At 43.1% G+C, this 9644-nt stretch carries 7 protein-coding genes; 3 read left to right on the forward strand and 4 right to left on the reverse strand.

What is annotated here, in order from left to right:
• Positions 1 to 145: 145 nt before the first annotated feature.
• Entirely contained in the window at positions 146 to 1210 is a 1065-nt protein-coding gene (locus AACS98_RS18150) for a mannose-1-phosphate guanylyltransferase (RefSeq protein WP_066382407.1), read from the reverse strand.
• A 116-nt stretch (positions 1211 to 1326) separates the two neighbouring features.
• On the opposite strand from AACS98_RS18150, the gene AACS98_RS18155 reads away from it, so the two are divergent.
• The 3 genes from AACS98_RS18155 (at position 1327) to murJ (ending at position 5121) form a co-directional block, all read left to right on the forward strand.
• Positions 1327 to 2835, forward strand: coding sequence for an LCP family protein (locus AACS98_RS18155; RefSeq protein ID WP_066382409.1), 1509 nt, complete (start codon positions 1327 to 1329; stop codon positions 2833 to 2835).
• A gap of 92 nt (positions 2836 to 2927) precedes the next feature.
• Positions 2928 to 3434, forward strand: a complete 507-nt coding sequence (locus tag AACS98_RS18160) for a pentapeptide repeat-containing protein (protein WP_066382411.1) — start codon at positions 2928 to 2930, stop codon at positions 3432 to 3434.
• A gap of 82 nt (positions 3435 to 3516) precedes the next feature.
• Entirely contained in the window at positions 3517 to 5121 is a 1605-nt protein-coding gene (gene murJ / locus AACS98_RS18165; RefSeq protein WP_066382413.1) for a murein biosynthesis integral membrane protein MurJ, read from the forward strand.
• Between the two features lie 163 nt (positions 5122 to 5284).
• On the opposite strand, the gene AACS98_RS18170 is transcribed toward murJ, so the two are convergent.
• The 3 genes from AACS98_RS18170 to AACS98_RS18180 are packed head-to-tail and all read right to left on the reverse strand — an operon-like array spanning position 5285 to position 9158.
• Positions 5285 to 7105 (reverse strand): serine/threonine-protein kinase, encoded by a 1821-nt coding sequence (locus tag AACS98_RS18170; protein WP_066382415.1) that lies wholly within the window; start codon positions 7103 to 7105, stop codon positions 5285 to 5287.
• Positions 7102 to 7908: a PP2C family protein-serine/threonine phosphatase gene (locus AACS98_RS18175; protein WP_066382416.1), complete on the reverse strand. Its 807-nt coding sequence runs from the start codon at positions 7906 to 7908 to the stop codon at positions 7102 to 7104. Before AACS98_RS18175 ends, AACS98_RS18170 begins: the two co-directional genes overlap by 4 nt.
• A gap of 17 nt (positions 7909 to 7925) precedes the next feature.
• Positions 7926 to 9158 (reverse strand): vWA domain-containing protein, encoded by a 1233-nt coding sequence (locus tag AACS98_RS18180; protein WP_066382419.1) that lies wholly within the window; start codon positions 9156 to 9158, stop codon positions 7926 to 7928.
• Positions 9159 to 9644 lie beyond the last annotated feature (486 nt).

Genomic DNA, 9644 nt, shown 5'->3' on the forward strand with positions numbered 1-9644 from the left:
CATCCTCCTCATCCTCCTCATCCTCCTCATCTTCCTCATCTTCCTCATCCTCCTCATCCCCTTGATCCCCTCCTCGCTAGTTATAATAAAAACCCTGCTTTTGTGCCTCTGCCAAGAGTTTTAAGTTTTACCAATTACTGAATAGTTAAAGCAGGTCAGTAAATCGGGGATCATTTTGCAGGGTTTTGAGAACCTGTTTAATTTCTTGAGTACGTTCTTTATTGACGATGAGCGTGACATTGCGATCGCGCACAATCACTACATCCTCTAAACCAATAGTAACAATTACATCCTCTGGATTGGTAGCATATACAATAGCCCCTTGCGTATCCAGCCCTACATGGGTAGCAAGTTCTACATTGGAATTATTTTCTGTTTTTAGTAAGCGTTCAATTGCATTCCAATCACCTAAGTCATCCCACCCAAAATCTGCTGGTAAAACATAAGCTAAATTAGTCTTTTCCATCAAAGCATAGTCTATACTTTTTTTAGGTAACTGGGGATAAATATCAAGACCCTGTTTTGCCAATGGCTCGATAATTTCAGGTGCATGAGTATATAGTTCATTCAGAACTACACCAGCCCGAAACACGAACATACCACTATTCCAGCTAAATCTGCCCGTGGACAGAAATGATTCTGCTGTTTCACGGTTGGGCTTTTCAGTAAAGCGGTTAACGTGATAAGCTGGCAACTCATTAAAGCTACCAATTTTTTCGCCTTGTTCGATGTAACCGTAACCAGTTGATGGGAAGCTAGGCTTAATTCCTAAAGTGACGATTGCTGCTGTATTTGCCGCTAATTGGGTAGCAGCATCTAATGTGCGCTTAAACGCTTGTTGGTCAGCTATCCAGTGGTCTGAGGGAAAAAAGCCGATAATAGCGTCATCTCCATAACGCTTTTGAATTGTCAAACTTGTCCAAGCTACGGCGGCGGCAGTGTCTCTCCCCTGCGGTTCAATCAATAAGTTTTCAGAGGGTAATTCGGGTAGTTGTTGTTTCACTCCTTGTCCTAACTGACTAGAAGTGATTACCCACAAGTCATCCCAACTGCCTGCGAATGTTAGCAGTCGCTCGGCAGTTGCTTGTAATAGACTTCTAGAGCTACCATCAAGACTTAAAAATTGCTTGGGTCTGTCTTGGCGACTGAGGGGCCAAAAACGCTCACCTTTGCCACCTGCCAGAATTACTGGAAACAATGAACTACTCATGTTGTCATACACACCGACGGTAGAACATTTCAAGTTTACAGTGCAGTCTGACACTGGCAAGATTGATAGCTTGGTTTAACATAATTTCTAGGGAGTGGTTGAGTGGGGAGATAATTGTGATTAAACAGGTTCAATTTTCAGATAATCAAGTCGCGCCTCAACAAATACCAGATTTAGAACTAGAGGTAGGATCTGGGCAAATACAACTTGTAGATAATCAGGTCATGCCTCAACCAGCAACGACACCAGAAATGGAAGTCAAACCTCAACCACAGTCAGTGGCTTCCCGTAATGTTGTCGAATCTGTAGGCGCAATTCCCAACGAGCTTTATGATCGTTTGGGTTTGACCATGCCTCGCTGGCTATTGTGGATTTTGACTGTGGTTGTGGGGACAGTTCTCTCTGGTCTGTTGGCATCCACATTAGCCTTATGGACTCCATTGTGGAGCAACCTAGACCGCACAGAGGAAGAATTAGGGGTTGCTGGTCAAGATGAGCAGAAAATGCCCCTACCTGGGGAATTATGGAGCAAAATTTCTCAGTATCAACTCTCCAAACCCATGAATATTCTGATCATGGGAATTGAGCCAGTTCCAGGTGCTGTTGATGGTTCAGCAGAAAGCTTTGGTGGCAAGAGCGATACTATGATGCTAGTCAGACTCAACCCCAGTAACAAAACTGTACGGGTGCTGTCAATTCCTAGGGATACAATGATTGCTATCCCCGAACAGGGATTGACTAAGGTATCAGACGCTAATGCCCAAGGCGGGCCAGTTTTAGCAGCTAGGGTAGTTAGTCGCACCTTAAATAATGCCCGGATTGACCGCTACATTCGCATTTCTACCAGTGGCTTAAGACAGTTGGTGGATCAGTTGGGTGGGGTAGAGGTTTTTGTTCCCAAAGCTATGTCATATCAAGACCCCAACACTGGATCAACAGTTAGTTTAGTTAGTGGCTGGCAAACTCTCAAAGGTGAACAAGCAGAATTGTTTGCTCGATACCGGGAGGAAGGTTTAGGGGATCTACCACGAGTGCAGCGACAACAAGCACTGGTAGCAGCATTGCTGCAACGGTTAAATAGTCCGACTGTTTTACCCAGATTGCCCCAATTAACTCGCTTGATGCGGAAATATTTTGATTCCAATTTGAAGATAGAAGAAATGATGGCTTTGGTGAATTTTTCCGTCAATCTAGAACGGGATAATTTCCAAATGACTATGTTGCCCGGTATATTCAGCAAATTGAGTCAAGATCCCAATAGCTATTGGCTGAATTTGAATGGTCAGCAAAATCTATTGAGTAACTATGTGGGGGTCGATATACCTGGACTACAGCCAGATTCCCGCCCAGTTTCTCACCTCAAAATTGCTATTCAAAATGCTTCCAATCAACCTCAATTAACTGAAAAAGTTATTGCTTACTTGAAACAAAAAGGTTTTACAAATATTTACACTACACCGGATTGGCCAGATACTCAACGCCAAACTCAAATTATTGCTCAAAAGGGGAATCGAACCGCAGCAATTGAACTACAAAACATCTTAGGTTTAGGTTTAGTTCAAGTTAAATCCACAGGGGATTTAGACTCTGACATCACAATCAGAATTGGGAAGGATTGGAAGTAGTCATTAGTCATTAGTCATTAGTCATTAGTCATTAGTCATTAGTCATTAGTTATTGCTTTTGACTTTTGACTATTAATTGGGTGTTGAAAGTTATGAAGAAATTTTGGCTGAGATTATTTAGTTTAATTGTAATTTTGCTGCTGGCTTGGTTTTGGCTCGTCATCAATCCTAAGCCGGCTTTTGCTCAAATTAATACAATTAACTACAGCAATACAAATCTAGAAAATCGTGACTTTTCTAATACTGATTTGGCAGGTGTAACTTTTGTAGCGGCGGAAATGCGAGGAACAAATTTCCAAGGTGCAGATTTAACTAATGCTATCCTCACTAAAGGCGTTTTGTTAAAAGCTAATTTAGAAGGTGCAAATTTAACAGCTGCTTTAGTAGATCGGGCAACTTTAGATAGTGCTAACTTAAAAAATGCGATTTTTACAGAAGCTACTTTAACCCGTAGCCGTTTTTATGATGCTGATATTACTGGGGCGGATTTTACAGACGCTATTATAGACCGCTATCAAGTGTCTTTGATGTGCGAACGAGCAGATGGGATCAATCCCGTTACTGGTGTTTCTACACGCGAAAGTTTGGGTTGTCGTTAGAGGATGTTAAATAATGTAGAGACGTTGCATGCAACGTCTCTACATATCCTCTCTGGCTTTCAAAATTTGTCTGGTATTATTCGTGACTAATCAAGAACCAAAACCCTCTCGTTCTTTCGCTGGGATTGCTGGTATTGTTGCCGCAGCGACGTTAATTAGTAAAGTATTTGGTTTAATTAGACAGCAGGCGATCGCGGCTGCTTTTGGTGTGGGTGCAGCTGCTACGGCTTATAGTTACGCCTACGTGATCCCCGGTTTTTTATTGGTACTATTAGGGGGTGTAAACGGGCCGCTACATAGTGCGATCGTCAGCGTTTTAGCCAAGCGCAAGCAAGAAGAAGCCGCCCCCCTAGTCGAAACGGTGACAACTCTCGTCGGTAGCGTGTTGTTATTGGTGACAGTCTTGCAGATTGTCTTGGCTGGTAACATTATTGATATTGTGGGTTATGGTTTAGATGCCAAAACTAGAGCGATCGCCATTCAACAACTGCAAATTATGGCCCCGATGGCTTTATTCTCAGGATTTATTGGCATCGGTTTCGGTACTCTCAACGCCGCTAATCAATATTGGTTACTCTCTATTAGCCCCCTATTATCTAGTCTCACCGTGGTAGGTGGTATTGCTGTCTTGGCTTTGCAACTCGGCAAAGACATCATCAAGCCAGAATACGCCTTCATCGGTGGTATAGTTTTAGCCGGGGGAACTCTAGCAGGGGCAATTCTTCAATGGGTAGTGCAGTTAATAGTACAATGGCGGTTAGGACTCGGTACATTAAGGCTCAGGTTTGATTTTAAAGCCCCCGGAGTTCAAGAAGTCATTAGAATCATGACCCCGGCAACAATTTCCTCTGGAATGATGCCGATTAATGTGGCGACTGACTTGTATTTTGCCAGTCCGATTCAGGGTGCGGCGGCTGGTTTTAACTATGCCAATTTGTTGGTACAAACTCCCTTGGGGATTATTTCTAATATTATTTTACTGCCGCTATTACCCATATTCGCCAAGCTAGCCGAACCAGAAAACTGGCCAGATTTAAAATTACGCATTCGTCAGGGTTTATTACTCACTGCTGTGACGATGCTACCTCTAGGGGCGTTGATGGTGGCTTTATCTGTGCCAATTGTTCAGGTAGTTTACCAACGTGGTGCGTTTAAACAAGAAGCTACGCAGTTGGTTTCATCCCTCCTCATCGCCTACGGTATCGGGATGTTTGCTTACTTGGGGCGTGATGTTTTAGTCAGGGTATTTTACGCCTTGGGGGATGGACAGACACCTTTTCGCATCAGTACATTTAATATATTGCTGAATGCTGTACTCGATTGGATTTTAGTTAAACCTTTTGGTGCGCCTGGTTTGGTGTTAGCTACAGTGGGTGTAAATTGTAGCTCAATGTTAATGCTGTTATGGTTACTTGACCGCCGACTCAATGGTTTACCCTTACGTGAGTGGAGTGTCCCCATTTTAGGACTAACGGCTGGTAGTGTGGTAGCTGGGATTGCCAGCTTTGCCACTTTGCTAGCTTCTCAGCAAGTCTTGGGTAAAGAAGGTTTATTAATTCAAATCTTGCAATTGTGTATATCTGGTTTAGTGGGGATGGCTGTATTTGCGGCGATCGCCTCACTGATGAAAATACCTGAAGTGAATACTTTTGTCATCCGTCTGCGTCAACGCTTCCTGAAAAGATAAGCATTCTCAAACACTCATCTTCCCTACCCCCCATATCGAGGTAGATAAACCGTAGCTGACACCAGGGGCAAACTAAACAGTTTAGTCTAAATACAGACCAAGATTGTAACTAGACTAACTGACTCAAATACCACAAAATACAAGACTTTACACAGCCACAGTTTCAAGCTCTAGAGTCAGTTGGCAAATCCCAAACGCGCACGGTTTTGTCATGGCTTCCAGACACAGCACGACGACCATCAGGAGAGAATGCAACACTCCAAACATCTCCTGTATGTTTTTCGCAACGGCAAATTTCCTGACCTGTGTTCGCATCCCACAAGCGTAAAGTTTTGTCAGAACTACCAGAGATAATGCGATTACCATTAGGAGAAAAAGCTACGCTTAATACTCTGTCTGTATGCCCCTGAAAACAGCGAATTTCCTCACCAGTTACCACATTCCATAAACGCACGGTTTTATCAAAACTACTGGACAGGACGCTTTTACCATCAGACGAAAAAGCAACGGCAGATATACTAGCCTCATGTCCCTCAAAACGCTTGATTTCCCATTCACGTTTTAAATCCCATAGACGTATAATTTTATCACCACAGCCTGAAAGAGCCTGACTGCCATCGGGAGAGAAGGCAACACTATAAACGGATCTCCAATGTCTTTTTAGACAACTAATTTCCTTACCTGTATTAACTTCCCATAAACGCACGGTCATATCATCGCTGGCAGATAGAGCAAATTTACCATCAGGAGAAAAGGTGACAGAGCGAATAGGTGCTGTATGTCCTTGGAAGCGGCGAATTTCTCTCTCTGTTTGTAGGTCCCACAAACAAAGAATTGCGTCATGATTTCCAGACAAGCAAAATTTGCCATCAGGAGAGAAACTGACTGCGTAGACTGAACTGTTCTGTCTTGGGAAACGGATCATTTTTTTGTTGTTATCTAGATCCCAAATATCTACAGTTCGCTCACCACCTCCAGATATAGCGCGAGTACCATCTGGTGAGAAGCTGACAGATCGTATCCAACCAAAGTTTGGAAAACAAAGGATTTGCTTACCTGTTTGCGTTGGTGGCTGAAGATTTGGCGTTGGTTTTGGGGAAACCACCTGATTTATAGAATTACCAGATTTATTATTTAGTGCATTTAACACTTGCTCCGCAGTCCAACGGGCTGTATGGTCTTTAATTAGACACCCACGCACAATTTCATCAAAAGGTGCAGGCAAGTTCCTATCTAAATTAAGTGACTCTACTTGCTTAACTTGAGCCATGACCTGGGTTTCTTTCTCTGCGCTAAAAGGATTCTTCCCAGTCAGCATTTCTACAATTATTACCCCTAAAGACCACACATCCCAAGCTAGTGAAATCTTACCTTCTGGAAATAACTCAGGAGGAGCATAGGCAGGAGTACACTTAAAAGTACCTGTTCGTAAATCATCATCATCACCTACTTCACGCACTAATCCAAAGTCTCCCAGTTTCCAGACTTCCCCGACTCGTAGGATATTAGCGGGTTTTACGTCTCGATGTGCTATACGTTGTTCATTGTGAAGATACACTAATGCCGAGCCAATACTTTGAACCACCTCTCGCGTTTCTTTCTGTGATAGTGGTTTGTCTGGACTTATTTCCTCATCCAGAGTTCTTTCGGCCTGCTCCATGACCAAATACAAATAATCCTGAAAGCCATTGTTATATTTGCCGGGAACTAAACCACGCAACAAATTAGGATGATTTAATGTGATGGCAGCTTTCAATTCAGCCATTTGTTTATCTAGAAGAATGGTGTCTTCAAAATCCGTTTGTCGCAATTTTAAAGCTACCTGCCCAAACAATCGGTTTTCCATAACTACATCGGCCAGAAATACTCCTCCCTCTCCGCCAGAACCGATCAGTTTCTTGATGCGATATTTGTTATCAATTTCGATTTTTCTGTTTACAAAAGGTCTCCATTGGACATCATTTGTCCCTGTGGAATTGGTCATGGGTTATTCTCCTCTACAAAAATAGCAATAACGCTGATATCGTCTTGACTACCGTTCTTTTTAGCTGTTTCTACACACGCTTGAGTCAGTTGGTTGGGAGATGTTCGATAATTTTTAACCAGTTCTTCTAGTTCTGAATCTCCGACTTCTCCATACAATCCATCGCTGCATAAAATTAGTACATCTCCTGGATGCAACTCACGAAAAGCTGATGAACTATCATCTTGCCATTCCGGTTTAACGGATAACTTCGCGTTTGAGCCACCGCCAAGGCAGGACGTGACTTTGGAACGCATAGGGTGCGATCGCGCTTGTTCGGAAGTAATTTCGCCGATTTTGACAAGACGCTGCGCCCAAGTTTGGTCAGTTGTCACATAGGGGGGTTGCTCTTGACTAAAGTGATATAACCGACAGTCCCCTGCATAAAGGTGTAAGCACTCTGTCTGGGTGATAATAGCAGCAACGATAGTAGCCCCCATTTCCAGTAGTCCAAAATCCTCGGATGCTCGCTGACGAATTGCCTTATTCGCTGCATGAAAACGTTCTAAGAGCATTTCATACCGGGCTTTGGGTTCTTGGGGTAAAGGTTGATTTAACAATTCCCTAAAAGTATCGGCGGCAATTTTAGCTGCTACCTCCCCCCCACCTTGTCCACCCATTCCATCAACCACAACCGCCAGTTGTGCTGATTTATCTTTCCAAACTCGAAGTACCATCTGATCCTGGTTGATATCCCGTCCCAAGCCCTTGCTAGTTTTCTTTTTAGATTCCAGCCCGAACTCATTTTGTGGCAGTTCTGCCATAAACTATCACCCCGCTTTTAGTTGAGTTTATTGGCGATAGTCAACGCTTTTGTCGCGTGACGAGGGGAGAGTTTGCCCATTTTCTCCAAGTCGTCTTTGAGTTGATCAATTTGATCTTTGAGATCGTCTAAACCATGATCTACTGCTTCTATCTCAATGGTTTTGAGTAACTGTCTTGTGCGGTTAGGATTGGTTTCTCGCTGCAATATCACAAGATTTTCTCGTATTTCCCACAAAGCTCGGCTTGCTTCCACATCACTGTTAATTTGCTCACTTTTATCGTACTCAGGCGTATAGAGGATGGTAGCAGTTTCTGTTATAGGGTTATTCAAAGCACTAGCCGTTAGCTGAACTTGCATAACCTCTTGTTCACCTGGTGATTTACCAGGACTTAGCCGGGGAATTTCCACTTTGACGAGTACATCAGTAGGTGTATCTGTGCGAATAGATCCAATAGTTAAGATGCCTTTAGCTGTTTCTTCTAAAGGTAGGTAGTCGGGGCTAAACCGACAGAATGCTTTGATATTTAAATCCTTGATTTTAGGTATTAACTCCAGCTTTGCATCATCAATGGCGATCGCTTGACTGACTGTTAGCCTTTCTCGCAGTTCTGGTTCTAGTTCTTGCGGGGTGTCAGCATACATAAAAGTACCCTGTCCCCTAGTGCTTAGATTGTATAAAAATTCCGTGTTAAAGTCGGCCGCATCTCCCAAACCAACAGTGTGTAATACAATCCCCTCACTGCTGAGTTTTTCGGCTTGGTTAAGTAAAGGAGTGACGTTATCTAAAATCTTTCCTTCAGGAGTTGTCGCGTGGCCATCAGTAATCAAAATACCCACTCGAACAATACCAGTTTCCTCTGGCAAAGCGTTTTGAATCCAATTTAATGCTTTGTCTGTGCGAGTTACACCACTTGCCTGTAGACTGCTAATGGCTGAATTGGCAGTTTCAACAGCCCCTTTACCTCCACTATGGGACTTTAATAAAGGCTGTACCTCAGTTGCAAAACTAGCCAGTTCTAAGCGATCGCTGTCACGTAATTGAGCCACTACAGAACGGCACGCTTTCTTAGCAGCTTCAAGTTTTTCCCCTTGCATTGAGCCGCTAGTATCTAAGGCGATCGCCATTCTTAACGGCAATCCTTGTTTCTTTGATGAGGGAGAAATCCGAACCCGTAGTACATGATCGGTGGATACTCTTTCATCGCTATTTTTTGCTGGTTTATTCCAGGTAAGTTCTAGATTCAACATAGTTTAATTTACTGGTAGTTTTTTGCAATACTCTAAGGTACGTAGGTCTAGTAGTCTATTAGCCGAGGTTTAAGAGTTCTGCAAATTCCTTCAATTCGACACCATAATTGGAGGTTTCCGCCCAGAAAAATCAGCTTTTTTAATTATTAATAAGCAATACGTTTTGTCGCCTGAAAAGCTTACTGTACAAGCTATCGACACCAGTAAACGAAATTGTGCGGTTCTCAAGGTTTTAGCAATTATTGTTGATAAGTTTCAACACATCTAATACATAGTAAAATATGTTACTAACAGTGTCAAGTTTTTAACAAGCGAATATTAGGGGGATGAGGAAGCTCTTGAGCAGGGGTGCAGAGGGGGAAAATCCAGTGCATCGATGCCTAATGCCCCATACCCAATGTCCATTTCCTCCTGATTACCAAAAATACCCCGGTTTAATCGTGGTGTGGCGGGTAGTGGAGTCGTATTCTAGCAGGTATTCGCGGG

The organism is Anabaena sp. CA = ATCC 33047 (assembly GCF_963870205.1).
Lineage (GTDB): Bacteria > Cyanobacteriota > Cyanobacteriia > Cyanobacteriales > Nostocaceae > Trichormus.